25 protein-coding genes are annotated in these 26,407 nt (G+C 60.5%); 11 read left to right on the top strand and 14 right to left on the bottom strand.

Going from position 1 to position 26,407, the window contains the following annotated elements:
• Positions 1 to 100: 100 nt before the first annotated feature.
• From glpK to QEV83_RS14120, 7 genes are all read right to left on the bottom strand, one after another.
• Positions 101 to 1,594, bottom strand: coding sequence for a glycerol kinase GlpK (glpK, locus tag QEV83_RS14150; protein WP_280128356.1), 1,494 nt, complete (start codon positions 1,592 to 1,594; stop codon positions 101 to 103).
• On the bottom strand, positions 1,587 to 3,116 hold the full coding sequence (glpD, locus tag QEV83_RS14145) for a glycerol-3-phosphate dehydrogenase (RefSeq protein ID WP_280128355.1): 1,530 nt from the start codon (positions 3,114 to 3,116) through the stop codon (positions 1,587 to 1,589). The genes glpK and glpD overlap by 8 nt, the downstream gene beginning before the upstream one ends.
• A gap of 231 nt (positions 3,117 to 3,347) precedes the next feature.
• Complete coding sequence (gene glp / locus QEV83_RS14140; RefSeq protein WP_280128354.1) at positions 3,348 to 4,574, bottom strand: gephyrin-like molybdotransferase Glp; 1,227 nt, start codon at positions 4,572 to 4,574, stop codon at positions 3,348 to 3,350.
• Positions 4,571 to 5,074, bottom strand: a complete 504-nt coding sequence (moaC, locus tag QEV83_RS14135; protein WP_280128353.1) for a cyclic pyranopterin monophosphate synthase MoaC — start codon at positions 5,072 to 5,074, stop codon at positions 4,571 to 4,573. Before moaC ends, glp begins: the two co-directional genes overlap by 4 nt.
• 33 nt (positions 5,075 to 5,107) lie before the next feature.
• Positions 5,108 to 5,935 carry an indole-3-glycerol phosphate synthase TrpC gene (trpC, locus tag QEV83_RS14130; protein ID WP_280128352.1) on the bottom strand — a complete coding sequence of 276 codons (828 nt, stop codon included), beginning with the start codon at positions 5,933 to 5,935 and terminating at the stop codon, positions 5,108 to 5,110.
• Positions 5,932 to 6,996, bottom strand: a complete 1,065-nt coding sequence (gene trpD / locus QEV83_RS14125) for an anthranilate phosphoribosyltransferase (protein WP_280128351.1) — start codon at positions 6,994 to 6,996, stop codon at positions 5,932 to 5,934. The genes trpC and trpD overlap by 4 nt, the downstream gene beginning before the upstream one ends.
• A 19-nt stretch (positions 6,997 to 7,015) precedes the next feature.
• Positions 7,016 to 7,645: an aminodeoxychorismate/anthranilate synthase component II gene (locus QEV83_RS14120; protein ID WP_280128350.1), complete on the bottom strand. Its 630-nt coding sequence runs from the start codon at positions 7,643 to 7,645 to the stop codon at positions 7,016 to 7,018.
• A 195-nt stretch (positions 7,646 to 7,840) separates the two neighbouring features.
• On the opposite strand from QEV83_RS14120, the gene QEV83_RS14115 reads away from it, so the two are divergent.
• The 5 genes from QEV83_RS14115 to QEV83_RS14095 all read left to right on the top strand — a co-directional run bounded on the left by QEV83_RS14115 (position 7,841) and on the right by QEV83_RS14095 (position 11,623).
• Entirely contained in the window at positions 7,841 to 9,550 is a 1,710-nt protein-coding gene (locus QEV83_RS14115; protein WP_280128349.1) for a calcineurin-like phosphoesterase family protein, read from the top strand.
• A 111-nt stretch (positions 9,551 to 9,661) separates the two neighbouring features.
• A complete protein-coding gene (locus QEV83_RS14110) occupies positions 9,662 to 10,039 on the top strand; it encodes a metalloregulator ArsR/SmtB family transcription factor (protein ID WP_280131068.1) in 378 nt (125 codons plus the stop codon).
• Positions 10,036 to 10,515, top strand: coding sequence for an SRPBCC family protein (locus QEV83_RS14105; protein ID WP_280128348.1), 480 nt, complete (start codon positions 10,036 to 10,038; stop codon positions 10,513 to 10,515). Before QEV83_RS14110 ends, QEV83_RS14105 begins: the two co-directional genes overlap by 4 nt.
• 318 nt (positions 10,516 to 10,833) lie before the next feature.
• Positions 10,834 to 11,163 (top strand): helix-turn-helix domain-containing protein, encoded by a 330-nt coding sequence (locus QEV83_RS14100; RefSeq protein ID WP_280128347.1) that lies wholly within the window; start codon positions 10,834 to 10,836, stop codon positions 11,161 to 11,163.
• Positions 11,156 to 11,623 carry an SRPBCC family protein gene (locus tag QEV83_RS14095; RefSeq protein WP_280128346.1) on the top strand — a complete coding sequence of 156 codons (468 nt, stop codon included), beginning with the start codon at positions 11,156 to 11,158 and terminating at the stop codon, positions 11,621 to 11,623. Before QEV83_RS14100 ends, QEV83_RS14095 begins: the two co-directional genes overlap by 8 nt.
• Positions 11,624 to 12,205: 582 nt before the next feature.
• On the opposite strand, the gene trpE is transcribed toward QEV83_RS14095, so the two are convergent.
• Both trpE and QEV83_RS14085 read right to left on the bottom strand, forming a co-directional pair.
• On the bottom strand, positions 12,206 to 13,720 hold the full coding sequence (gene trpE / locus QEV83_RS14090) for an anthranilate synthase component I (RefSeq protein ID WP_280128345.1): 1,515 nt from the start codon (positions 13,718 to 13,720) through the stop codon (positions 12,206 to 12,208).
• A 10-nt stretch (positions 13,721 to 13,730) separates the two neighbouring features.
• Positions 13,731 to 15,647, bottom strand: a complete 1,917-nt coding sequence (locus QEV83_RS14085) for a peptidylprolyl isomerase (RefSeq protein WP_280128344.1) — start codon at positions 15,645 to 15,647, stop codon at positions 13,731 to 13,733.
• A 128-nt stretch (positions 15,648 to 15,775) separates the two neighbouring features.
• Between QEV83_RS14085 and tpiA the strand changes: the two genes are divergently transcribed.
• From tpiA to QEV83_RS14070, 3 genes are all read left to right on the top strand, one after another.
• Positions 15,776 to 16,549: a triose-phosphate isomerase gene (tpiA, locus tag QEV83_RS14080; protein ID WP_280128343.1), complete on the top strand. Its 774-nt coding sequence runs from the start codon at positions 15,776 to 15,778 to the stop codon at positions 16,547 to 16,549.
• Positions 16,550 to 16,773: 224 nt separating this feature from the next.
• On the top strand, positions 16,774 to 17,358 hold the full coding sequence (gene secG / locus QEV83_RS14075) for a preprotein translocase subunit SecG (RefSeq protein WP_280128342.1): 585 nt from the start codon (positions 16,774 to 16,776) through the stop codon (positions 17,356 to 17,358).
• Positions 17,359 to 17,455: 97 nt separating this feature from the next.
• Entirely contained in the window at positions 17,456 to 19,084 is a 1,629-nt protein-coding gene (locus QEV83_RS14070) for a CTP synthase (RefSeq protein WP_280128341.1), read from the top strand.
• 9 nt (positions 19,085 to 19,093) lie between these two features.
• On the opposite strand, the gene queF is transcribed toward QEV83_RS14070, so the two are convergent.
• Positions 19,094 to 19,555, bottom strand: coding sequence for a preQ(1) synthase (queF, locus tag QEV83_RS14065; RefSeq protein WP_280128340.1), 462 nt, complete (start codon positions 19,553 to 19,555; stop codon positions 19,094 to 19,096).
• Between the two features lie 191 nt (positions 19,556 to 19,746).
• Between queF and QEV83_RS14060 the strand changes: the two genes are divergently transcribed.
• The gene (locus QEV83_RS14060; protein ID WP_280128339.1) at positions 19,747 to 21,672 is read left to right on the top strand and encodes a S9 family peptidase; all 1,926 of its coding nucleotides are present in this window, start codon (positions 19,747 to 19,749) and stop codon (positions 21,670 to 21,672) included.
• 10 nt (positions 21,673 to 21,682) lie between these two features.
• Here the strand turns inward: QEV83_RS14060 and QEV83_RS14055 are convergent, their stop codons facing one another.
• Both QEV83_RS14055 and QEV83_RS14050 read right to left on the bottom strand, forming a co-directional pair.
• Positions 21,683 to 22,402 (bottom strand): DUF1345 domain-containing protein, encoded by a 720-nt coding sequence (locus tag QEV83_RS14055; RefSeq protein WP_280128338.1) that lies wholly within the window; start codon positions 22,400 to 22,402, stop codon positions 21,683 to 21,685.
• Positions 22,402 to 23,334, bottom strand: a complete 933-nt coding sequence (locus QEV83_RS14050; protein ID WP_280131067.1) for a farnesyl diphosphate synthase — start codon at positions 23,332 to 23,334, stop codon at positions 22,402 to 22,404. Before QEV83_RS14050 ends, QEV83_RS14055 begins: the two co-directional genes overlap by 1 nt.
• A 193-nt stretch (positions 23,335 to 23,527) precedes the next feature.
• On the opposite strand from QEV83_RS14050, the gene mtgA reads away from it, so the two are divergent.
• Both mtgA and rpmF read left to right on the top strand, forming a co-directional pair.
• Positions 23,528 to 24,223, top strand: coding sequence for a monofunctional biosynthetic peptidoglycan transglycosylase (mtgA, locus tag QEV83_RS14045; RefSeq protein ID WP_280128337.1), 696 nt, complete (start codon positions 23,528 to 23,530; stop codon positions 24,221 to 24,223).
• Between the two features lie 155 nt (positions 24,224 to 24,378).
• Positions 24,379 to 24,567 carry a 50S ribosomal protein L32 gene (rpmF, locus tag QEV83_RS14040; protein ID WP_280128336.1) on the top strand — a complete coding sequence of 63 codons (189 nt, stop codon included), beginning with the start codon at positions 24,379 to 24,381 and terminating at the stop codon, positions 24,565 to 24,567.
• On the opposite strand, the gene QEV83_RS14035 is transcribed toward rpmF, so the two are convergent.
• The gene (locus QEV83_RS14035; RefSeq protein WP_280128335.1) at positions 24,564 to 25,217 is read right to left on the bottom strand and encodes a phosphoribosyltransferase family protein; all 654 of its coding nucleotides are present in this window, start codon (positions 25,215 to 25,217) and stop codon (positions 24,564 to 24,566) included. The genes rpmF and QEV83_RS14035 overlap by 4 nt on opposite strands.
• 71 nt (positions 25,218 to 25,288) lie before the next feature.
• Positions 25,289 to 26,398 (bottom strand): 3-isopropylmalate dehydrogenase, encoded by a 1,110-nt coding sequence (leuB, locus tag QEV83_RS14030; RefSeq protein WP_280128334.1) that lies wholly within the window; start codon positions 26,396 to 26,398, stop codon positions 25,289 to 25,291.
• Between the last annotated feature and the right edge of the window lie 9 nt (positions 26,399 to 26,407).

The raw sequence follows: 26,407 nt of genomic DNA, 5'->3' as shown, positions 1-26,407 counted from the left end.
TTCGGACCTCATGCGCTTGCTCCATCTTGGCGGCCCCCAAGAGAAATTCTCCAGGGCGTCATCCGATCCATCCGGCGCATGATTTATATGTGGCGCGGCTTCAACCGATGGCGAGCGTGTCCCTCGTCAGCGTCCGCGCAACGGCCTCCCCCCATCCCGCTATCAACTGGTCCCTCGTCGCTGCGTCCATGCGCGGTTCAAACCGGCCGCCAGGAACCCATGCCGCGGCGACGGCGGCGAAATCAGCAAAAACGCCGAGCGTCAGCCCGGCCAGAAAGGCGGCCCCTTGCGCTGTCGCCTCGAGCATCCGTGGACGTTCGACGGGTGCCCCAATGATATCCGCGAGAAATTGGCAAAACCAATCATTCGCCGCCATGCCGCCATCGATGCGCAGCGCGCGAGGCGCTCCGCCATCGCCCGGTATCGTGCGCAGCAGATCGAGCGTTTGGTAGGCGGCGGATTCCAGTGCGGCGCGCACGAGATGCGCCGGGCCGGAATCCAAAGTGAGGCCGCAAATCAGCCCCCTCGCACCGGGATCCCAATGCGGTGCGCCAAGGCCTGCGAACGCCGGCACGAGATAGACCCCCTCATTGCCGCCAAGCTCCGCCGCAATGGCGCCTGTCTGCGCGACAGCCGCAAAAAGCCCGAGCCGGTCGCGCAGCCATTTCATCGCCGCTCCCGCGACAAAAATCGACCCTTCGACGGCGTAAACGGGCCGGCCGCCCGTCCGGTACGCCAGTGTGGTGAGCATCCCCTTGGCTGGCGGCAATGCCTCGCGGCCGGTGTTGAGCAAGACAAAACAGCCGGTGCCATAGGTCGCTTTCGCCATGCCGGGCTCAAAGCACGCCTGTCCAATCAGCGCGGCATGCTGATCGCCCGCCATGCCTGCGACTGGAATCGAACTTCCGAAAAGACTGGGCGTCGTGGTCCCATAAACAAAATTGTTGTCGTGAACGTCGGGCAGGAGTGCCTCTGGAATATCGAACAATCTCAGAAGATCTTTGTCCCAGCATTGGCGGTGGATATCGAACAGCAAGGTTCGCGAGGCATTGGCCGCATCCGTCGCATGGACCTTCCCGCCCGTCAGATGCCAAAGCAGAAAACTGTCGATGGTGCCGAAAGCGAGTTCGCCGCGCGCCGCCCGCGCCCGCGCACCCGCGACATGATCGAGAATCCAGGCAAGTTTGGTTGCCGAAAAATAAGGATCGAGAAGCAGACCGGTGCGCTCCCGAACCAGCGCCTCAGCGCCTTCCAGCCGCAAGCGCTCGCATAGCCCAGCGGTGCGCCGGTCTTGCCACACGATGGCCGGATAAATGGGCGCGCCGTCCGTGCGGTCCCAGACGACGGTTGTTTCGCGCTGGTTGGCGATGCCAATCCCGGCCACGGGCGCGGGGGATTTTTCGATGACCTCGCGCGCCGTTTCGAGAACGTCCCGCCAGATCGTTGCGGGGTCATGCTCGACAAAACCCGGCTGCGGATAGGATTGCGGGAACTCGCGTTGGGCCGTGGCGAGCAACCGTCCTTCCGAGTCGAACAGCAGGCTCCGTGTCGAGGTCGTGCCCTGGTCGATCGCGAGGATGGTTTGGCTAGGCATTGGGATGCTCGCTCGTCCGGGTGTGAGCTTCCACATAAGCTCTCACCGCCGCGATTTGATCGTTCGACAGTTGCAAGTAAAGTTTTGACCGCCGCCACAAAATATCTTCGGGCGTCAGGGCGAATTCCTGAGCAATCAGATAATCGATTTCGGCCTGAGAAAGTCCCGCGCCGAAATCGATGCCAAGATCAGCGGTGCTTTTCGCGGCGCCGAGAATGACTCCCGCCCGCGTGCCATAGGCATGGGCGAGTCGGGTGGCGATCTCCGCCTTGAGCCAAGGATATTTGCATCGCAACGCGCGCAAAAACCGGTCGAAGTTCCCGTCTTCCATATCGCCGCCCGGTAGCGGCGCCGCCGCCGTCCAGCAATTGTCTTGCGGCGGCTTCAGATAGGGCGAGAGTTTGCCCATGGCGTCCTCGGCCAAGCGGCGGTAGGTGGTGATCTTGCCACCGAAAACCGAAATCAGCGGCGCCCCTTTTGGCGGCGCGTCGAGATTGAGAACATAATCGCGGGTGGCGGCGGAAGCATTTTTCGCGCCGTCATCATAAAGGGGCCGCACACCAGTATAGCTCGCCACGACATCGCTGGGGCTCAATGGCATACGGAAATAACGCGACACGCAGGCACAAAGATAGGCGATTTCGTCCGCGCTGATGCGCGCCTTCGAAGGATCGCCGCTAAAGGAAACTTCCGTCGTGCCGATGAGCGAATACTCCGTCTCATAGGGCATGACGAAAATGATGCGCCGATCTTCGCTTTGCAAAACATAGCATCGGTCTCCCGCGTAGAGCCGGCGCACGATGATATGGCTGCCCTGCACAAGGCGGAGCTTTTTGCCTGGCTCATATCCCGACGCATCGCTGAAAACATCGGCGGCCCAGGGTCCCGCCGCATTGACGAGCGCACGCGCCGCCACAGTCGTCATCGTTGCGGTATGGGCGTCGAGCAATGACACATGCCAGAGAGTGTCCTCGCGCCGGGCGACGACGCAACGCGTCCTAGTGAGGATGGTGGCGCCGCGCTCCCGGGCATCGACAGCGTTCAGCACCACAAGCCTTGCGTCGTCCACGCGGCAATCGGAATACACAAAGCCCGTCGTGAAATGTTGCTTAAGTGGTGCCCCTTCCGAAGTTCCGCGCAGAGCGATCCGGCGCGAGCGGCGCAGCCGTTTGCGGGGGGCGAGCCAATCATAAAGAAGGAGGCCCGCCTCGATGATGAAAGCCGGGCGCAGCCCGTTTTCATACGGTAGGATGAAGCGCGCGGGCCAGACGATATGCGGCGAGATGGCAAGCAAAACTTCCCGCTCTTTCAACGCCTCCCGCACGAAGCGGAATTTGTAATATTCGAGATAGCGCAGGCCGCCATGAATGAGCTTGCTCGACGCCGACGACGTCGCCCCGGCCAAGTCGCCCTGCTCGCAAAGCATCACGGAAAGGCCACGCCCCGCCGCGTCGCGGGCGATCCCGGCTCCATTGATGCCGCCGCCGATGATGAGGAGATCGACCTCCGCGTTGGCTTTCATGGGACCGCGATCGCCAAAGCTTGCGAGATCCCTGTAACGCCGCGTCCCAGCTCCGTAAAACCGCCAATCGTACTCTTTCTTCGCGCGATTCTACCGCTCTCAGCCATGCCGGAAGTCCGGGTCTTTGCCTGATTTTTCCAGGCAATCGCACCAAAGTGTTTCACGTGAAACGTTTTGGTACGATTGCCCAACGCCACGGCAGCCTGCGCGGACTGGTTATGATGAGGCACATCACGGTCCAAGCTTGATGATCCGGCATAGATCACCGGCCGCCGCGGGCGGCGCGTGAGGTTCGCGGACCACGAGGCATTGGGATTGCGCGAGAATGCGCAGCACGGAGGAGTCCTGCAGATCGAACGGGGTCGCCACTGGCAGGCCAGCCTCGCCCGGGCGCAGCGTTGCCCGAAGATAATCCTGGCGGCTATCATTGCCGCGCACCGCCACGCCGAGAACGGCGGCTTCGCTGTGATCCCCGCCCGCATTTGGATCGCCGGAAAGTGCCCGCACCAAAGGCACGAGAAAAACCAATCCGGCAACGAAAGCGGCGACCGGATTTCCCGGCAAGCCAAGGATACTCATCGGGCCAAGCCTTCCATGAATCACCGGCTTTCCGGGACGCATCGCGATCTTCCAAAAATTTAGTTCCATACCTTGTTTGGCAAGCGCTGGTTTGACGAGATCATGATCGCCGACCGAAGCACCCCCAAGCGTGACCAAGAGATCGGCACCGGCATCACGCGCGGCGGCGATTCCGTTTTCGAGCGCGCTCAACTCATCCTTGGCAATGCCAAGATCGAACGGTTCGCCACCCGCTGTCTCGATCAGAGCAGCAACGGAAAAGGAATTGGAGGCAATGATTTGGTCGGGGCCAATTGTTTCGCCGGGCCGCACGAGTTCATCGCCCGTCGCGAGAATGGCCACTCGCGGGCGCTTCGTGACCGCAACCTTGGCGAAATTCATCGCCGCGGCGAGCGCAATGTTCGACGGGCCAAGCCGCGTCCCGACGGCAAGCAAAACCTCGCCTTCCGAGAAATCGATTCCCTTGACGCGAATGTTGCGGCCGGCCGCCACCGCTTCCAAAGGCTCAACGAAACCTGCCTCGACTCGGGCCTTCTCCTGAACCAAAATTGTATCGCAGCCCTCCGGCACCGGGGCGCCCGTAAAAATCCGCACCGCTTCCCTGAGACCGATGGCCCCTTGAAAACCGTGCCCAGCTCTGCTCTCGCCAATCTGTTTCAACTTGACCGGCAGCCGCGCCAGATCCTCCGTGCGCACCGCGTAGCCATCCATCGCGGACATGGCCTGCGGCGGCTGGGTGAGCTGGGCAACGAGATCGCGGGCCAGCGTGCGGCCGGACGCACATTCGAGAGGAATGGTCTCAACCGGCAGACCGGCTGGAACACTCGAAAGAATACGGGCGCGTGCCTGCGCCACCGAAAGCAGCCCGCCACCACTCATGCCAGCGAAGTCTCCTCGCCGCGCACAAAATCTCCAGATTTGCCGCCGCTTTTGCGGACTAGCTGGATATTTTCGATCCGCATGGCACGGTCGGCCGCCTTCAACATGTCATAGATCGTCAGGCAAGCGACGGAGACGCCGGTCAACGCCTCCATCTCGACGCCGGTCTGGCCCAGAACTTTGGCCAGCACACGGACTCTAATGCCAGGCAAGCCTTTGTCCGGTTCGAGATCGACGGTGACCTTGGTTAAGGCCAGCGGGTGGCAGAGCGGGATCAGATCATGCGCCTTTTTGGCTGCCATGATGGCGGCGATCCGGGCCGCCGCGAACACATCGCCTTTCTTGGCGTTGCCCGAAAGGGCGAGGTCAAGCGTCGCTTTTTGCATGATGATCTGCCCTTCGGCGATCGCGATGCGCTCGGTCACTGCTTTGCCCGAGACATCGACCATATCGGCTTGCCCCGTTGGGGAAAGATGGGTGAGATCCGGCATGGCGGTCATGAATTCCTCAAGAGGCGGCAGCAGCCGCACAACTCAGCTACGTTGAGATTTGCTGCCACGCACTTGCGGCTCGCCGAGCAGAAGCGCCCGCGCCGCCGCCGCGACGTCCCGATGACGCATAAGGCTTTCGCCGACAAGCACAGCCCCAATCCCATGAGCCTGCAGGCGGAGACAATCCTGATGCGTGACGATACCGCTTTCGCCGACGATGATCCGATCGTGCGGGATCTTCGCGGCGAGCCTTTCGCTTAATTCAAGGGAGACTTCGAAGGTCCGCAAATCGCGATTGTTGATTCCGACAAGGCGCGTCTCGAGCGGCAACGCGCGGGCAAGTTCGGCCTCGTCATGAACCTCGACAAGAATGTCCATGCCAAGATCATGCGCCGCGCGAGTCAAGGCGCTGGCCTCCACGTCGGTGACGCAGGCCATCACGATCAGGATGCAATCCGCGCCGCCCGCGCGCGCCTCATAAACTTGATAGGGGTCGAGGAGAAAATCCTTGCGAAGGCATGGCAAATGCGTTGCTTGCCGCGCCGCAGCGAGATCGCCGAGGCTGCCTTGGAACGACGGCCCATCGGTGAGCACCGAAAGACATGCGGCGCCGCCTGACTCATAGGCGCGGGCAAGGGCGGGCGGGTCGAAATCGGCGCGGATCAGCCCTTTCGACGGGCTTGCTTTTTTGATCTCGGCGATCAAAGCCACATGGCCGGTTTCGCGCTTGGCCTCGATCGCCTTGACGAACCCGCGCGGCGGATCGTGATCATGCGCCTTGCGGGCCAAGGTCTCGATCGGCATGCGCACCTTGGCCGCCGCGATTTCGCCCCGCTTATATGCCGCTATCTTTTTCAAAATATCGGTCATCGCATGTCCCCGCCGGCATGCTCGGCAACACGAACCTCATGCGGCGCGGCGCGGTTCGACACCGTGACAAGTTTGGCGAGCGTCCGGGCCGCACGCCCTTCGTCGATGGCGTCGGCAGCCAACCCCGCGCCGTGCTTCAAATCTTCCGCCTTTCCGGCGACCACGAGTGCGATCGCCGCGTTCAGAACGGCGATATCGCGATAAGCATTTTTGGCACCGCCAAGCACCTCCCGCAGCGCCGTCGCATTGGCGGCAGGATCGCCCCCCTTGAGATCCTTGGCGGTGGCGCGGGCAAGTCCCGCATCCTCGGGCGCGATTTGAAAGGAGCGGATCTCGCCATCTTCCAGCGCGGTCACAAAAGAGGGGCCGGTGGTCGTCGCCTCGTCGAGGCCATCGGACCCATGTACAAGCCACACTCTTTTCGAACCGAGGTTGCGCAGAACATGAGCGAGCGGTTCGAGCCAGCTCTGCGCAAAGACACCAAGCACCTGATACTTGACTCCGGCCGGATTGGCGAGCGGGCCGATGAGATTGAAAATGGTTCTCGTGCCAAGCTCCGCCCGGACCGGCGCCGCGTAGCGCATCGCCGGATGATGGGCGCGCGCGGCCATGAAGCCGATGCCCGCCTCCGCTATGGAGGTTTCGACTTGATGGGGCGACAGGTCCAAACCGACGCCGAGGGCCGACAAAACATCGCTCGCCCCGGACTTCGAGGAGGCCGCCCGGTTGCCATGTTTGGCGACCGGAACCCCGCAGGCGGCGGTAATCAGCGCGGCGAGCGTCGAGATATTGAACGTCCCCTGCCCGTCGCCACCGGTGCCGACAATATCGATCGCCCCGGCCGGTGCCGTAACCCGCAGCATTTTCTTTCGCATCGCGGCAACCGCGCCGGTGAGTTCCGCCACGCTCTCGCCCCGCACCTGAAGCGCCATCAGAAACCCGCCGAGCTGGGCCGGAGTGACGCTTCCCGCGAAGATCAGCTCGAACGCGGACTGCGCTTCGGCCTCGGTCAGACTCGCCCCTGACGAGACTTTGGCAATGAGCAGCTTAAACGCGTCCATGTGCGGCCTTCAATTCCAATCAGCCTTGCGCCGCAGCAGATTCGATCACGCGGCTGCGCCGTTCATTGTGGTTCCATTGGGCCGCAAGAGCGAGAAAATTCTCAAAAATACGCAACCCATGTTCGGAAGCGATGCTTTCGGGGTGAAATTGCACGCCGTGCGAGGGAAGCTTTTTGTGCGAAAGCCCCATGACAAGCCCGTCGGTCTTCGCCGTCACCGTCAAGACATCGGGCATGGTATCGACGCGTACGACGAGAGAATGATAGCGCGCCGCGAGAAACGGCCCGTTGATGCCGTGAAAAATCGTTTCGCCCTGATGATCGATCGATGCGAGCTTGCCATGCACGGGCTCCGGGGCGCGGACGACCTCGCCGCCATAGGCCTCGCCAAGCGCCTGATGGCCGAGGCAGACCCCGAAAATTGGAATGGCGGGTCCGGCGGTTTCGATGAGCTCGAGGCAGATCCCCGCGTCGCTTGGCCGGCAAGGCCCCGGCGAGAGCACGATCGCGTCCGGCGCGGCGCGCATGATTTCGGCAACGCTCACCTTGTTGTTGCGGTGCACAGTGACCTCCGCGCCCAGCGCGCCGAGGCAGTGCACCAGATTCCAGGTGAAACTGTCATAATTGTCGATCAGCGTGACGGTTGTCATGGGCGCGCCCGGTCCTCCCCCGGCCCTGTTTTGGGCCGCGCAAGCAACAAGGTCAAGATGCGCGATCTAAGACCTGCTTCTCCCATGAATGCTGGGGAAAGAAGGACAAGCCGTCTTCAACCTTTTAAACAGCCGGGAGAGAAACGCATGTGAAGAAGCGCCGCGCCCCGGCAAAGCCAGGCCCAGGAGACGAAAATGACATCGAATGCCGACCTTTCGCGCCGGGACCTGATGGCGGCCGCTGCCACCCTGGCCGCCGCCCTCCCGGGACGCAATGTGATGGCTGGCGAGCAAGCAGCGCCATTGGCACGGGGCAAAGCTGGCCCCATCGTTCAGGGCATTGTCTTCGAATCGCGATCCGGCGGGCGGCAGCGGCAGGCCGGCGATCCGGGCATCGGGGGTGTTCTCGTTTCGAATGGCCGCGAGGTCGTCCGGACCGGCTCCGATGGCCGCTACAGCCTGCCGATCGAGGATGGAATGGCGGTTTTCGTCATCAAGCCGAGCGATTACGCGGTGCCGCTCGACAAGGAAACGAATCTGCCGCGTTTTTCTACTATCCATCAGCCGGAAGGAACACCCTCCAGCCTTGACCTCCTCTATCCGGGGCTCGCGCCAACTGGCCCGCTGCCCGACTCCGTCGATTTCGCACTGGTCAGGTCAAAGGAGCCAAGGCGCTTTGATGCGGTGCTCTTTACCGACCCGCAGCCCGAGAGCAACGCGGAAATCGATTTCATTCGCGACGATGTCGTGGCCGGGCTCAATGGTATCGAAGCGGCCTTCGGGATTACCGCCGGAGACATCATGTTCGACGAGTTGTCACTTTATCAGCGCTACAACGCGATCATTGGCCAGATTGGGCTCCCCTGGTGGAACATCGGCGGCAACCATGATCTGAATTTTGAATCGCCCAACGTCCGCTATTGCCGCGAGACCTATAAGCGCGTGTTTGGCGCCAATTATTATGCCTTTGAATATGGCGATGTGCTTTTTATGATGCTCGACAATGTGGATTACCTTGGCGCCGATTCTGCCAAGCCGCGCCAGTCGGGCAAATACCGAGGCTTGTTCGGCGAACGCCAGCTTGAATTCATCGCCAATGTTCTGAAAGAGACGGACCGCGCGCGCCTCATTGCCGTCTTCATGCATATTCCTTTGCAAAACTATCTCGCCCCAGACGAGCCTTCGATGAGCGTTGCCGACCGGGCCAAATTTTTGGCGCTCCTCGAGGGACGCAAAACCGTCAGCTTCTCCGGGCACACCCACACGACGGAACATCATTATTTTGGCGCGACGGAGGGCTTTATGGGGTCCGTGCCGCATCATCATCATGTGCTCACCGCCGTCTCGGGCTCATGGTGGAGCGGGCCGCTCGACCGGCGCGGCATTGCCTCGGCGGACAGCCGCGATGGCACTCCGCATGGATTCCATATCCTTTCGATCGACGGCGGCGCCTACACGACGCGCTTTGTTCCGGCCAATGAACCCAACGGGCGGCAAATGCGGATCAGTCTTGATGCGAACCCGCGTTTCGGGACGGATGTCTTTCGCGATTTTAGGGCCGGACAATTGCGGGGCTCGCCGCTTCGCAAAGATGAGCTGGCCTCGGTGACACTCGTCGTCAATGTTTTTGACGGCGGACCGAAAACCACCGTCGCCTATACAATCGGCGCGAGCGCCCCCGTCCCGATGAAGCGGGAGGCGCGCCCCGATCCGTTTGTCGTCGAGGTCTTTGGCCGCAACAAGGAGACCGTCAAACCCTGGGTCAAGGCAGAGCCCTCCTCGCATATTTGGGCTGCGCGCCTGCCTGCTTCTTTAGATGCTGGGGCTCACGCGATCGACGTGCATGTCGTCGATGAATATGGCCGCGAGCATCGTGACGGTTTGATTTTGGAAGTGATGGGATGAGGGAGTTCCATATTGCGCCTTATCGGAGTCCAGCGACGGAGCCTCCTGCAACCTCTGAAAAAACTTAAGTAAGAACTTGACTTTCCGCGAATGGCGCTGATACTTAAGCATATGGTTGAGTATTCGAATGAACTGGATAGGGCCTTCCATGCGCTTGCGGACGCGACGCGACGGGGGATTCTTGATCGCCTTTCGCAGGGGCCTGCCTCTGTCAGCGAACTCGCGAAGCCTTATGCGTCATCGCTTGCGGCAATCCAACAGCATGTCCAAGTGCTCGAAGCGAGTGGCCTCGTCGTCACTGAAAAGCGCGGCCGCACTCGTGAGTGCCGAATTTCGAGCGCTGCGGTCTTGCGCGTCGAACGTTGGCTAAGCGAACGCCGCCAACTCTGGGAATACCGTTTCGATCAACTCGAAAAGCTGGTCGAAGGCGAGAAAAATCCAGTGAAACGGAGCATTCCAGTTCAACTGGCCAAGAAAGGTGAATCATGAAATCCCTCCCCTCTTTTCATGGCACATTCACAATAAAGCGTGTGTGGACAGCGACACCTCAACGCATATTTAGCGCATGGGCTGATCCGGCTTTCAAAGCACAATGGTTCCGTGGCCCACCCGAGCAATGGACCGAGGTACGCCGGTCGATGGATTTTCGTGTGGGTGGCCTCGAAGTGGCGGAAGGCCGCTTCAACGTGAGCGAAATGACGACACTCTTCGAAGCACGCTATCACGTCATCGAGCCGTGCCGCCGTCTTGTCTACGCCTATGACCTCCACCTTTCGGGAGAACTCCACTCCGTCACTTTGTCCAGCCTTGATCTTGAATCAGATGGCGACCGGACCCGCGTGTCCTACACTGAGCAGATCGTGTTTATGGACGGGCAGGATGGCATTGAGATGCGCCGTACTGGCACCGAATGGCATTTCGAAACGATCGAAAACATGCTTAAGCAGAACAATGTTCACCAATGATGTCGAAGCTTTAAGGACAAGCTGTTGATTTATGACGCCAGCAACGGTCCTCGCTGTCACGCTCCCACATGAAGCCAAAGTTCTGGATTGTGGCCATCGTTGCCCCAATTTCGCGCGGGTACTTCCGCCAATTACCCTGCTGGCGCACTATCCGAGAATCAAGCAGCATTAATATAGAATTGGCCTAGTACATCAAGAATTAAGTATAGTGTATAAGTTACTTAGAAATATATTTAAAGCTGGAATTCTTGCCCCAATATCAGGCGGGGCGGCGGCTGATCCTTGACATGCAACCAAATAGTTGCATATTATGGCTGCATGCTCACCGGTGAAGACAAGGTGTTTAAGGCGCTTGCTGACTCCAGCCGCCGTCTACTGCTCGACCGCTTGCGCGAGAAAGGCGGGCTGACGCTGGGGGAATTATGCGAGGGCCACGACATGAGCCGCCAGGCGGTGACCAAGCACCTTGTTTTGCTGGAGTCAGCGAATCTTGTCGTCACCAAAAAACAAGGCCGCGAGAAGCTGCATTTTCTCAATCCGGTTCCGATCCATGAAATTTACATGCGTTGGATCGGCAAGTTTGAGCGAAATCGGCTTCAAGCACTTCACAACCTTAAACAAGCTCTGCAGGAGGACCCCGATGACTAAATCCGAATTCGTCTACACCACCTACATCAAGACCACGCCCGAAAAGCTGTGGAACGCTCTCACGAACATCGAATTCATGAAACAATACTGGTTCGGCATGTATTGCACGAGCGAGTGGAAAGCCGGTTCGCCGTGGCAGTTGAAATTTCATGATGGAGAAATTGCCGAAACGGGTGAGATTGCCGAAAGCAACCCACCGAAACGTCTCGTTATCAAGTGGCGCAATGAATGGAAACCGGAGTTGAAAGCCGAAGGTTATTCGCTTTGCACCTTCGAGATCGAACCAGAAGATGGCGTCGTAAAGCTGACTGTTACACACGGCATGGATAAAGCGCCATCGAAACTCATCGAAGCCGTTTCCGGCGGATGGCCGAAAGTTCTGTCCAATCTCAAGTCACTCCTCGAAACTGGGCAAGTTGTCGTCAGTAGAAAGGTGGATTGCCGAGGCAAGGCCGCTTAACCATTCTTCAGCGACAAGGCGTGAAGATCAGCCTCGCGGCGGTGCTGATCGGCGCTGCGGGCGTCGGCGCCCTGGTCCCATGATGGGCGTTACACGGCTGGCGAGTCTCTCCGCCAGCCGGAGCCGCGCCGAATTTGATTGGCTATCGCGTCTTCTGTGGCTTGCGTGGCACATAGATTTTCACGCTCTCACGAGTTTCACAACTCGCTTCCGGCCAGTGCAAAAATCATGCACCAAAATTCCCCTTTGATTTTAAAAGGCTTTTTTGTTGCAGAAGTCAGGTGCAAAAATATGCCGTCATTTTGCGGCTGCGCACAATTGAGAAGCCGAAGTAACTCGAGATCATTTCCTTCGCGAAACTTACATCCAGAATGCCGGCTAGCAACGATCTTGATCGTCAGGCGATTTCGCCGCCTCACCACGAATTGCACCAAAATATCGCTCGATCTTACTCATGCGCGAAGGGGTCGCTGTCTCCCGCCTTGTAAGGTTTTCGGCTCCGGCCTTACCAAATCGTTTCACGTGAAACATTTTGGTACGATTGACTCCGCGGCGTGATAGCCCTTGCATGTGGGTTTACACTCATTGCCCGCGCTTGGCCCCCGCGGCGAAGCGCACCGCTTCCTCGGCGGCGCGGAACTGGGCTTGCGCTTTGTTGATGCATTCCTGCTGTTCGGCGGCCGGGCTTGAATCATAGACGATCCCAGCACCCGCCTGCACATGCATCACGCCATCCTTGACGATCGCAGTGCGCAACACAATGCACGTATCCATTTCTCCGGCGGCGCCGAAATAACCGATGCAGCCGCCATAGATGCCGCGCTTGTCGGTCTCGAGTTCGTCAATGATTTCCATCGCCCGCACTTTTGGTGCGCCCGAAACGGTGCCCGCCGGAAACCCGGCGCAGAGCGCGTCGATCACATCATGCTTGGCGTCGAGCTTGCCCTCGACATTCGAGACGATGTGCATGACATGGCTGTAGCGCTCGATGGCGAATTTTTCCGTCACCTCGACCGAACCCATTTGCGCGACACGCCCGACATCGTTGCGCCCGAGATCGAGCAGCATCAAATGCTCGGCACATTCCTTTTGGTCGGCCAACAGTTCCGCCGCGAGGCGCTCGTCTTCTTCCCTTGTGTTGCCGCGCCAGCGTGTGCCGGCGATCGGCCTGATCGTGACTTTGCCATCCCGCGCCCGCACCAGAATTTCGGGGCTTGAGCAGACGATCTGAAACGAGCCAAAATCGAGATAGCACAGAAACGGCGCCGGATTGATCCGCCGCAACGCGCGGTAGAGCGAGAAGGCGGGCAGCGCGAAGGCTGCCGAAAACCGCTGCGAGAGAACAACCTGAAAAATATCGCCCGCGCGGATGTAATCCTTGGCCCGCTCGACCATGTCAAAAAAGCGCTCTTGCGGCGTATTCGAGCACGGCGTTCCCGTTGTGAGAGCCGGATCGCCGGCATAGGGCGCCTGCAGCGGCCCCTCAAGCGTGGCAATCGTCGCTTCAAGGCGCTCCACGGCCCGGCCATAGGCGGCGCGAAACTTGGTACTGGCATCTGGCCGCAACGGCGTGACGACAAAAATTTCGTCGCGAACAGCATCGAAAACCACCATGACGGTCGGTCGCAGCATGATCGCATCGGGCACGCCGATTGGATCTGGCTTTGCCTCGGCAAGGCTCTCCATCTGCCGGACCATATCATAGCCGATATAGCCGAAGACGCCCGCCGCCATGGGTGGAAGCTCCTCGCTAACGTCGATCCGCGATTGCGCGATCAGTGCACGGAGAGCTTCGAGCGGCGGCTCATCGCAGGGCGAAAAATCATCGGGATCGGCCAGCGCGTGGCGATTGATCTCGGCCCGCCCGCCGTGAACGCGCCAGACGATATCGGGATCAAGGCCAATCATAGAGTAGCGGCCGCGCGCGGCGCCGCCTTCCACCGATTCGAGCAGAAAGATGCGCCCGGCCCGCCCGGCCGCCAATTTCAAAAAAGCCGAAACGGGCGTTTCAAGATCGCCCACAAGACGGGCGGAGACGAGGCAGGCGCGCCCCGCCTCATAGCTGCTGGCGCAGGCCTCAAGCGGCGGCTCGAACATGGGCGTACGCTTAAAGCTCGTCCGGAGAAATGCCCGTCGCCGCCGTAAAGGCTTTGGCGTTCAACTTGACGCCGATATCGGTTTCAAGCCTGGCGAGATACTGGGCAATGATGTCCTCATTAAACCCGGCTTTGACATCCCCCAGAATATTGGCGAGTTCGGGCGCCTTCGGATCAAAGGGGGACACCGTGGAATCGGAGACTTGAAACAAGATGCGGCCGCCGTCTTCGCTCTCAACGGAACCGGCGCGATGCACCGGCACATTGAAGACCTGCGTCACGACATTGAGCGCGAGCCCGTTGCCATTGTTGCGCAGAACATCACTGGCGTGCTTGATTTCAAGCTTGCCTTCCTTCGCCGCGATGGCCGTAAGAGGTTCCCCGGCATCGAGTTTCTTCGTGAGGTCTGTCGTCTTCGCCAGCAAGATCTTTCCGGCCTCTTCGTCGCGCCAGGCCTTCTCGACATCCGCCTTGGCTTCGTCGAAAGTTTTCTCGCGCGGCTTCTCGACCTGGGTGACTTCGAACCATTGGTAGCCACCGCCTTTCACCCGCAAGGTGTCGTTATCGACGCCGACATCCGACGCGAAGGCGGCTTTCAACAAGGCTTGGGAATCAACCAGATCCTTGACCGGCGCACCCTGCGGGTCATTGCCCGTCGCATCAATGGCAGGGATGACCTTTGGTTCGAGGCCGACGCTCTTCGCTGCTTCCGCAAGCGATTTTCCGGCGGTGCGCTGATCCTCGATCGCATCGTGAATGCGATCGATATCCTTTTGGGCGCGCTGCAAGGCGATGTCCCGTTTGAGCTCTCCGGCAACTTCTGGATAAGGCTTGACGGTCGATGGAGCGATCTTGCCAACCCGGACGATCACGGTGCCGAATTGCGCCTTCACCGGCGCGCTGACCTCGCCTTCTTTTTTTAGGGAAAAGGCGGCATCGGCAACGTCCTTATCGACGAGCGCACCCTTGGTCACCGTGCCAAGGCTCGCGTCCTTGGGGGTGAGATTTTTTTCCTTCAGCAGATCGTCGAATGTCTTTCCCGCGCTGAGTTTTGCACGTGCCGCCGCGGCATCCGCCTCGCTTGCATAAATAATCTGTTCGACGGCGCGCTTTTCAGGCGCCCCAAACCGCTCATTCTTGACGTCCTCATAGCGTTTTTTCGCGTCGTCGTCCGACACCTCGTCCGGCTTGGCGATCACGGCGGGGGCAACCGGCAGGACGACGAGGCCGCGGTATTCCGGAACGCCGTAAAGCGTTTGATTCTCCCGGAAGTATTTCTTCAAAGCCTCTTCCGAGGGGGCCGGAAGCGCGCCGGCAGCCGCATTGGGAATGACGATATAGTCAACAGCGCGGGCCTCTGCTTGATAGCGGTGGATGGCTTCCAGCAACGAGGTGGGCAGCTGGATGCCGCCGGTCAGCGAATCGATAATTTCACGGCGGGTCTGGATGGCGCGCTGTTGCCGCATATAGAGCTTTTCGGTCAGACCCTCATCGCGCAAAAACGAATCAAGCATCTGATGATCGAATTGGCCGGTCATTCCCTTGAAATTGTCGTCGTTGACAATCGCCTTGCGAACCAAGTCATCGCTGAAGGCAAGGCCCAATTTGCGTGACTGGTCATCGAGCGCCGCTTCGCCCACGAGGCGCGAGAGCACCTGCCGGTCCAGCCCATATTGGTGCGCTTCTTCATTGGTGATGCTGCGCCGTTCCAGCCGCTGCTGACGCTGCAACTCACCCTGATAGGCATTGCGGAAGGTGTCGGCGCCGATCTCGGTGCCACCGACTTGCGCGAGGTTGTTGGCGCCAAATCCGCGAAAGATGTCGCCAATGCCCCAGATTGCGAAACTGAGGATGATCAAGCCCATCAGGACGCCCATGATGGTGCGGCCGATCCAGCCTTGCGCCGAGGCACGGAGTGATTCAAGCATGAGGGGAATGTCTCTTTGGGTTGTTGAAGCGTGGGGGCGTCAGGCGTTTACAAATTGGCCGGGGACTATAAGAAGATCGCGTGCCCCGTGCAACGCGGCTCAAGGGCAAAAATAGGGATTGTTTTCGTATGACCCAAAGGCGCCCGCTCGTCGCGGGAAACTGGAAAATGCACGGCTTGCGCAAGAACCTCAGCGAGGTCTCCGCAATATGCGCGGCGGTGGCCGAAGGAATCGCTGGGGATGCGGAAGTTTTGATTTGCCCTCCCGCGACCCTGCTTATAGCGGCGGCGCGGATTTGCGAGGGGTCCAAGGTCGCGCTTGGCGGCCAGCATTGTCACGAAGAGCCGAGCGGCCCGTTCACCGGCGATCTGTCCGCTGAAATGCTGAAAGACGCCGGCGCGACTTATGTGATCCTCGGCCACTCGGAACGGCGGTCCGGTCACCACGAAGGCAATCATAGCGTTCATGAGAAAACCCTCGGTGCGCTTCGGGCGGGCTTGACGGCGATCGTCTGCGTGGGCGAAACGAAAAGCGAACGTGAAGCGGGGGATGCCTTGCGTCTGGTTGGCTCCCAACTTATCGGTTCGATCCCCAAATCGGCGTCCTCGGAAAGCCTCGTGATCGCTTATGAGCCTGTTTGGGCCATCGGCACCGGTCTGACGCCAACGCCGGAGGACATCGCCGAGATGCACCATTTTATCCGCGTCCAGGTCAATGACATCCTCCCCGGCCAAGGCGCGGCGCTGCGCATTCTTTATGGCGGCTCCGTCAAACCCGGCAATGCCGCAAAATTGTTGCTCGTGAAAGACGTCGATGGCGCCCTGGTCGGCGGCGCCTCGCTCAACAGCAGCGAATTCATGGGGATTGCCGGGATTTATCGCGAATTTGTGCGGACCACATAGCCGCTCGGGCTGCCGGGACCTGGGCTTGGCGGCGCATCCAAGGCCATCCCGGAGCGCCGCAGCCACTTCTTATCCCTTTGATATCATAAGCGATCCTTTTTTGGATAAGCGCGGCATTTTGGAATTTTTCGGCAAAAGACCACTCGGCGCTTGCCTTGTGGCCGATTATTGGAAACAAGAGGCTGCAAATCGTCCCTGGGTTTGGCGATAACGGAAAAGTCTTCATGCAATCGGTTCTGATCGTTGTTCACCTTATGATCGTCATCGCGCTTGTCGTGACGGTGTTGCTGCAGCGTTCCGAGGGGGGCGCCATCGGGATTGGCGGCGGCGGCGGCTTCATGACCGGGCGCGGCCAGGCGAATGCCTTGACCCGCGCGACCGCCATCTTGGCGGCTTTGTTTTTCGCGACCAGCCTGGGTCTGACGATTTTGGCGCGGTTCACCCAGGGTTCGGAAGTGACCTTCCAAAGCTTCACGCCCATCGAGCCTGGCAAGGGCCCGGCCAAAGAGGGCGAAGGCAAGGGAAGCTTGCTCGACCAATTGCAGAAAATGGAAGATCAGGCTTCGAAGCCTACCCTTCCGTCCGATATGACCTTGCCGGGCCAGAACGGACCTGTTGCACCGCAACCTGGCCATAGCGTGCTGGAAACGAAACCCGCCGCGCCCGCGGGTCCGGCTTTGCCGGTGCCCGTGGCGCCTGCCGCACCATTGGTTCCCGCTGCGCCAAGCCAAGCAGCGCCGGGCGCTCCGGCTCCAGCCTCCCCTGTACAGAAGCCGGCTCGCGACTATCCTCTGCCCTGGGGAAAATGATAACGGCAGAAATAATCTCAGGGTTTATGTGTAAAACGGGCGGCAAAGCATAATTTGCCTCCCCAAACGGCCGGAAACAGGATATTTCCCAAGGCCCATGGCGCGGTTTATCTTCATCACCGGCGGCGTGGTGTCATCGCTTGGCAAAGGTCTGGCCGCGGCGGCGCTCGGGGCTTTGCTTCAGGCGCGCGGCTATAGCGTGCGGCTGCGCAAACTCGACCCCTACCTCAACGTCGATCCAGGGACCATGAGTCCCTATCAGCACGGCGAAGTCTTCGTCACCGAGGATGGCGCGGAGACCGATCTCGACCTTGGTCACTATGAACGGTTTACCGGCCGCCCCGCGACACGCGAAGACAACATCACCACCGGCAGGATCTATCAGGAGATCATCACCAAGGAACGCCGCGGCGATTATCTCGGAGCGACGGTTCAGGTCATTCCGCATGTGACCAACGAGATCAAAGCCTTCGTACTGGGCGGCACCGAGGGCATCGATTTCGTCTTGGTCGAGATCGGCGGCACGGTCGGCGACATCGAGGGCCTGCCTTTTTTCGAGGCGATCCGCCAGCTCGGCAATGAACTGCCGCGCGGGCACGCGATCTATGTGCATCTGACGCTTCTGCCGTTTATTCCTAGCGCCGGTGAACTCAAGACCAAGCCCACTCAGCATTCGGTCAAGGAGCTGCGTTCGATCGGCATCCAGCCGCACATCCTGCTCTGCCGGACCGATCGCGAAATCCCGCGCGAGGAACGCCGCAAGATCGGGCTCTTCTGCAATGTGCGGGAAAGCGCCGTCATCGAAGCCCGCGATGTCGGCTCGATCTATGAGGTGCCGCACGCCTACCACGCGGCGGGGCTCGACCAGGAGGTGTTGGCGGCGTTCGGGATAGAGCCCGCGCCAAAGCCCGACATGAGCCGCTGGAACTCGGTGATGGAACGCGTGTCGAACCCCGAGGGGGAGGTCACGATCGCCATCGTCGGCAAATATACGGGGCTCAAGGATGCCTACAAATCCCTGACCGAGGCCCTATGCCACGGCGGCATGGCCAATCGGGTCAACGTCAAGCTCGACTGGATCGAATCGGAAATTTTCGAAAGCAGCGATCCGATCCCCTACCTCGAAAATGTCCATGGCATTCTCGTTCCGGGCGGTTTTGGCCAGCGCGGCGCCGAAGGCAAGATCCTCGCCGCTCGGTTTGCGCGCGAACACAACATTCCCTATTTCGGCATCTGTTTCGGGATGCAGATGGCGGTGATCGAGGCCGTCCGCTCCTTGGCCGGCGTGCCAGGCGCCAATTCCAGCGAATTTGGGCCGGTGAAAGAGCCGGTCGTCGGTCTGATGACGGAATGGATGCGCGGCAATGAGCTGGAAACCCGTGCCGCCGAAGGCGATCTCGGAGGGACCATGCGGCTTGGCGCCTATCGCGCCGAATTGCTGCCGGGCTCGAAGATCGCCGCCATCTATGGCGCGACCTGCATATCCGAGCGCCACAGGCACCGTTACGAGGTCAACACCGCCTACCGCGAGCAACTGGCAGAAAGGGGCCTCGTGTTCGCCGGGATGTCGCCGGATGGCCTGTTGCCGGAGACGATCGAATTGTCCAATCACCCCTGGTTCATCGGCGTGCAATTCCACCCCGAACTGAAGTCGCGGCCATTCGAGCCGCACCCGCTGTTCGCCAGTTTCATCGCGGCGGCGGTCGAGCAGAGCCGGCTGGTGTGAGTTCTGAAATCAGCCGCGTCCGCGATAGAGCGGCACGCTTTGCTCAGGCACCCAAAGCCCGGCCGGAAGTACCCCCATCGACCAGAAGACGTCAATGGGAATGCCCCCGCGGGGATTCCAATAGCCGCCGATCCTGAGCCAGCGCGGCTCGGCGCAGGCCGCAAAATCCTTGCCGATCCGCAAGGTGCAATCTTCGTGGAAGGCGCCGTGATTGCGAAACGAAGCCAGATAGAGTTTGAAGGATTTCGATTCGACGAGCCAGGAGCCGGGCAAATAATCAATGATGAGAAGTGCAAAATCCGGCTGGCCTGTGACCGGACAGAGAGCGGTAAATTCCGGCGCGGTGAAGCGAGCGATGTAGTTTTCGTCCGGGTTGGGATTGGCCACACGCTCGAGCGTCGCCTCGTCCGGCGTTTGCGGCGCCTCGACGGCATGGCCAAGCAGGCTAGTCCCTGTATGAACCTTGACCATGCGAGAAAAAAACTCCAGCCGCCCCGGCGTTTTCTTGCACGAACCTGCCCAGTAAGTCTGCAACTTTTTGGCAAGATGCTCTCTCCAAATTGGCTTGCAGCTTTTCCCGGCACATAATAGGCGTGACGCCTGCGTCCTTCGGCTTTTCCCAAAGGGCCTTCCCACTCGAGCAGCCGGACGCCTGCCAGCCCATGACGAAAACCACAGCCCCCTATGGCACCTGGGTGTCGCCGGTAACCGTCGGCCTTATGACCGAGGCCGCGATTGCTCTTGCTAGCTTGAGCGTCGATGGCACAGATCTTTACTGGCTGGAAGCGCGCCCCCGCGAAAATGGACGCGCGGTGTTGTGCCGCCGCAGCGCTGGAGGCGAGATCGAGGATCTCACTTTGGCGCCGTTCAATGTTGGGAGCCGCGTCCATGAATATGGCGGCGGCGCCTATGCGGTGGCGGCCGGTTGCGTGGTTTTCAGCGAACGCACCAGCGGAAACGTCTTTCTCATTGAGGCGGGCGGCGGGCCGCCCCGCAAGATCGAAACGCCGGACGGTTGCCGTTACGCCGATTTCGAATTCGATGTGCCGCGCCGCCGCGTGCTTGCCGTGCGCGAGGACCATCGCGGCCGCCCGCCGACCGACCCCAAGGCGGCGATTGTTTCTCTGCCGCTCGGCGATGGGGAGGAAACAGTTCTCGTCGAGGGTCCGGATTTCCTAAGCTCGCCACGCCTTTCGCCGGACGGCAAGACGCTGTGCTGGATAGCCTGGGATCATCCCAATATGCCTTGGGATGGCACAAAACTTTTTAGCGCTGACGCCGCTCCGGATGGAACCCTCGCAGCCGCACGGCTTGTGGCCGGAGAAACGCCCGAAGCGATCGTGCAGCCGGAATGGTCGGCGGATGGAGCGCTCTATTTTTGTTCCGACCGTACCGGCTGGTGGAATCTCTATCTCCGGCGGGATGGCAAGATTGAAGCTTTGGCGCCGGTTGAAGCCGAAGTCGGCGGCCCGCATTGGGTTTTCTGTCAGCGCTATTATGACTTTCTTGGCGATAGGCGGATCATTGCCGCGATCGTCAGCAAAGGCGTCCGGACCGCCGCCGTGATCGCGGATGGAAAGCTGACGCCGCTCGGAATCGGCCAGGTGCAAGAATGTCCGCGCCGCTTTGGCGATGGATTGGCGTTTATCGCCACCCCGCCAACCGCGGCGCCTTCGGTCTGCATCACGCCGGGCGTCAACGGTAATCCGCCAAGCATCATTCGAAGCGCAGCCCCCGCCGTGTTGCCTTCGGACTCTATCTCTGTTGGTGAAGCGATCAGCTTCGCGGCGCCGGACGGCCTCGCGCATGCGTTCTGGTATCCGCCAAAAAATCGCGGCTACGAAGGACCAAAGGAGGAATTGCCGCCGCTGGTGGTTCTCTCGCATGGCGGCCCGACAAGCATGGCCACCAACAGTTTTTCCTTAAGCATCCAATGGTGGACCAGCCGCGGTTTTGGAGTCGTTGATGTCAATTACGGCGGCTCAACAGGTTTTGGTCGCGCCTATCGCGAGCGGCTCACGGGCCAGTGGGGAGTTGTCGATGTCGAAGACTGCGCTGCCGCCGCGAAACATCTTGTGCAACATGGGCTCGCCGATCCCGCCCGCCTTCTCATTCGCGGCGGCAGCGCCGGCGGCTTTACGACCCTGGCCGCGCTGACGTCGCTGAGTCTCTTCAAGGCGGGCGCGAGCCATTATGGGGTCGGTGATCTGATGCTGCTGGCAACCGACACGCATAAATTCGAGTCGCGCTACCTCGACAAATTGATCGGCCCTTTGCCGCAAGCCAAAACTCTCTATGCCGAGCGCTCGCCGATCAACCATATCGGCAAGCTTGCCTGCCCGGTGATTTTCTTTCAAGGCGAAGACGACAAGACTGTGCCGCCCAATCAAGCCCAGACCATGGTCGAGGCGATGAACGCGCGGGGTCTGCCCGTCGCTTTCTATTTGTTCGCCGGCGAGGGCCACGGGTTCCGCAAAGCCGAAACCATGCGCCGGGTGCTTGAACTGGAACTCGATTTTTACGGCAAGGTTTTTGGATTCGTCGCGCCAGGCCTGAGCGAACGAGTGACCGTCACGAATATGAAGTAGCCTGGAACGATCAAATCATCCCAGCGGCGACATTGATCGTGAACGCCAGGACCGCGCTGTTGAAAAAAAACGCCAGGACGCAGTGAATGAGCGCCACGCGGCGCATTTCATGCGACGAAAGCCCGATGTCGGCGGTCTGGCAGGCGACGCCGATCACGTAGGAAAAATATAGAAAATCATAATAATCCGGCACATCGTCTCCCGGAAAAACGAGACCGCCACGCACGGACGCCGGTTCCCCCGGTTTGTCACGGCATTCGTCGAAATATTCATGCGCATAATGGAGGGCGTAGGTCAGATGGATGAAAGACCACGCGCTGACGATCGTCAGCGCCGCGAGCCCAATGTGCATCGCCTTCTGGGTGCCGGATAAATCCTTCCCGGCGGCAAGATGGGCGACGATGGCGGCAATCGCCGCGATCGCCGCGACACTGGTCAGCACCAGAATGAAAATCTTCCCCTCGTCCGTCGTCTTTGCCCGGCGCCGAATCGTTTCGGGAGTCGCCCGCGCGATCATGATTCCGGTCGCGATGAAGTAAAACCAGGTTCCGACGTTCCAGTCGATCAAAAGCCGCGTTGAAAGCGCTAACCTTGCCGGCAAAAAAAGCTCCGCGAGGATGCCTGCCGCGATACCGCCGAAGAGGCGGGGATGGCCGCGCAGGACGCGAAACGGAACCCAAAACCGGAAAAAGCGCCGCCGCCAAGGAGACATCGGCCTCCGGCGCGGCATCAGTGCGTCCGCGTCGCGACGAAATGTGCCGCTTCTTTCAGGACGGCTGCCTGCCGGCCTTGCGGGAACGAATCGAGCGCCGCGATTGCCGCCGCGGCGAGGCTGTCCCGTCGCGCCCGCGCCGCTTCAATCCCTAACGCCGCGACGAGCGTTGCTTTATTGCGCTTGGCGTCCTTTCCAGCCCGCTTGCCGAGCGCCAGTTCGTCCGCCTCGACATCCAAAATATCGTCGGCGACTTGGAAGGCGGCGCCCAGCGCACGGCCGTATTCGGAGAGCGCGGCCCGGGCGGAAGGCTCGGCCTGCCCGAGAATCGCGCCAGCTTCCACGGCATAGTGGAGAAGCGCGCCGGTTTTCATCGCTTGAAGCTGGATCACGGCTTCGGCCTTGTGCGGCTCGCTCGCCTGCTCCGCTTCGAGGTCGAGGATTTGCCCGCCGATCATGCCTCCGAAACCGGCGGCGCGCGCCAGGGCGAGGATGAGTTCGGCGCGAACCTTAGGGTCCTTGTGAGTTGCGGGGTCCGCCGTCACGTCGAAGGCATAGGTCAGCAGAGCGTCGCCGACAAGGATCGCGGTGGCCTCGCCATAGGCCTTGTGGGTGGTAGGCCTTCCGCGCCGCAGATCATCATTGTCGAGGGCGGGGAGGTCGTCATGGACGAGGGAATAGCAATGGATCATCTCGACCGCCGCCGCGGCGCGCCAAACACCATTTCCCTCGACGCCGAACAGCCGCGCGGTCTCGATGGTGAGAAACGGCCGGAACCGCTTGCCGCCGCCCAGGCTCGCGTAGCGCATGGCTTCCAAAAAACGTGGCGGCCGCAAGGTCTCGCCTGGGAGGGTTAGCCCCGTCAGCAAGGAATCGAGCACGCGTTCGGTCGTGTCGGCGGCCTCTAAAAGCCGCCCCTCAAATTCGCTTGCCGTTGCCCCGCGTGTCATGGTCCGCCGCTCTGCCTCTTTGAGTGTGGCCAACGACGTTTTCGCCACAATATGACTGGTTTGCCACCCTAACCCGTTGACGGTGCCGCGTCTGTGGCTTGGACGTCACACCTTTCTGTTCTATTGGCAAAGCTTGACCCCCTGAGGCGGAGCTTTGCTTGTCCGTTAGGACACAACCGGTCAAGACTCGGACATGAGATCTCGTTCCCGACACAGGGGCTTGCCCGGAACCCTTTTTCGCGCCACGCTTGCGGTTCTTCTGGCACTGATCTTTGGCGTTGGCATTCTGATCGTCATTTACCGGTTCGAACCGCCCGTCTCGACGCTCATGCTTGCACGGTGGCTATTGGACGATCCCGTCGAGCGCCAATATGTTCCGCTCGACCGGATTTCGCCGTCCCTGCGCGCCGCCGTCCTCGTTTCGGAAGATGCCCGTTTTTGCCAACATGACGGGGTCGATTGGGGCGCCCTGCGCGAGGTGCTGGATAAGGCAAAACCGGGCGGCCCATCGCGGGGGGCTTCGACGATCCCCATGCAAACCGCGAAAAACCTGTTTTTGTGGCCGTCGCGGTCCTACATCCGCAAGATCATCGAAATTCCTTTGGCATTGCTGCTCGATCTTGCTTGGTCGAAGCGCCACATTTTGGAGGTGTATTTGAACATCGCCGAATGGGGCGACGGCATTTTCGGCGCCGAGGCGGCAGCCCGCCACTATTTCCACAAAAGCGCCGACAGGCTGGACGCCAGGGAGGCGGCGCTGCTGGCGACCTCCCTGCCCAGTCCCTTGCACCGCAATGCGGCAAGACCTTCCCCGCGCCATGCTGGGCTCGCCGCGCGCGACATGGCGCAGGCACGGGGCGCGGACCAGCTTGTCGCATGCGTCAAATGACTGACAAATAAGCTATTGCGGGCCCATCCTCAGCCCGCTGGCGTTTTGGGATGGTCAAAGGCCGGTTTCCATTGTAAGAGGCGGGTCAACCGGCGCTCATCCCAGAGGGGTTCGCGCCTGGTCCCATCGAAATCAACGACAATCGAGACAGTGACATGGCCGTTCCGAAACGAAAAACGTCCCCCATGAAGCGCGGTTTCCGCCGTTCCGCCGATGCGCTCAAAGCGCCAACCTATGTGGAAGACAAGGATTCCGGTGAGTTGCGGCGCCCCCACCATGTCGATCTTAAGACCGGCATGTATCGCGGCCGCCAAATTTTCACTCAAAAAGCCAAGGAAGACTAGGTCGTTCTAGGCTGCGGATATTTTGCCAGAATATCGATCACCTCTTGATCCGTGGTTTGCCGGAAATCGTCGTAAAAATAGCCGATCGCGCCAAAATCCGCGTGGATTTCGAGGCAGTGAACTTCGTCGGCTTCGTCCTGCATCGTCTCGATCGTATCCGGCGGCCCGACCGGCACCGCGAGGATGAGTTTTTTGGGCTGGCGTGACCGGATGGCGCGCAGGGCGGCTCTGGTCGTCGCCCCTGTTGCGATGCCGTCGTCGATGACGATCGCGACACGGTCTTTGACCGGGGTGGGAGCCCGGCCGCCGAGATAAAGCCGGCGGCGGCGGGTGATTTCCGCAAGTTCCCCCTCGCACACGGCTTGAAAACTGCTTTCGTCCACCCCGGCGAGGCGGATGACATCTTCATTGCGCACGACAACCGGAGGATCGCCATCGACAATGGCGCCCATGGCCAGTTCCGGTTGCATGGGCACGCCGATTTTCCGCACGAGCACAAGATCGATAGGCGCGCCGAGCACCGCCGCGACCTCGGCGGCAACCGGAACGCCGCCGCGCGGAAGAGCCAGGAGAACGACGGGCTGGCCTTTGTAGTGGGCGAGCCGCGCGGCCAATTGCCGTCCGGCGTCGGTGCGGTTTTTGAAGGTCATCGAGGCCCCGCGATGTTGCGTTAGGGGCCAAACATTACACCCGCCGGCGACGAGCGGCGAACGGCGATTAACTAAACCCCCGCCTGCAACGCGCTCAGGATCGCATCGCCCATTTGCGATGTCGAAAGCGTTTCCTTTGCGCCGCCCGCGATATCGACGGTGCGCAGCCCTTTGCCCAGCACATCGGAAATCGCTTTCTCAACGCGGTCGGCAAGCTCGCTGAGGTTGAACGAATAGCGCAAGGCCATGCCGAAAGAACCGATCATTGCGATCGGATTGGCGATGCCCTTGCCCGCAATGTCGGGCGCCGAGCCATGCACCGGCTCGTAGAGCGCCTTGCGGGTGTCGCTTCCGGCACCTTTTTCGCCGAGCGATGCCGAAGGCAACATGCCGAGCGAACCGGTCAGCATGGAGGCGACATCCGACAACATGTCGCCGAACAGATTGTCGGTGACGATGACATCAAATTGTTTGGGGCGCCGCACAAGCTGCATCCCGAGCGCGTCGGCGAGCTGATGCTCAAGCTCGACATCCTTATATTCGCGGGCGTGCAGGGCTCTGATCGTATCGTCCCAAAGCACGCCGGATTTCATCACATTGCGCTTGTCGGAGGAGGTCACCTTGTTGCGGCGTTTGCGCGCGAGCTCGAAGGCGATACGGCCGATCCGCTCGATTTCGTAAGTGTCATAGACCTGCGTGTCGATGGCGCGCCGCTGACCGTTGCCAAGATCGATGATCTGTTTCGGTTCGCCGAAATAAACGCCGCCGGTCAGTTCGCGGACGATCATGAGATCGAGCCCATCGACAAGATCACGCTTCAGCGACGACGCATCGGCGAGCGCCGGATAGCAGATCGCCGGGCGCAGATTGGCAAAAAGCTGCATGTCCTTACGAAGGCGCAGCAGACCCGCTTCGGGGCGGACTTCGTAGGGGACAGCGTCCCACTTTGGCCCGCCTACGGCAGCCAGAAGAACCGCGTCCGCCGCCTGCGCGCGCGCCATATCGGCATCTGAGATCGCGGTCTTGTGAACGTCATAGGCGGCGCCGCCGACAAGCCCCCTTTCGATATCGAAATGAACGATGCCTTCGCGCGTCAACCAAGCGGCGATTTTCTCGACTTCGGCCATGACCTCGGGGCCTATGCCGTCACCGGGCAGAACGAAAAGTTTGAAATGAGGCATGTGACTGAT

It is taken from the genome of Methylocapsa sp. D3K7, assembly GCF_029855125.1.
Lineage (GTDB): Bacteria > Pseudomonadota > Alphaproteobacteria > Rhizobiales > Beijerinckiaceae > Methylocapsa.
This window is presented reverse-complemented; position numbering and strand designations above follow the sequence as displayed.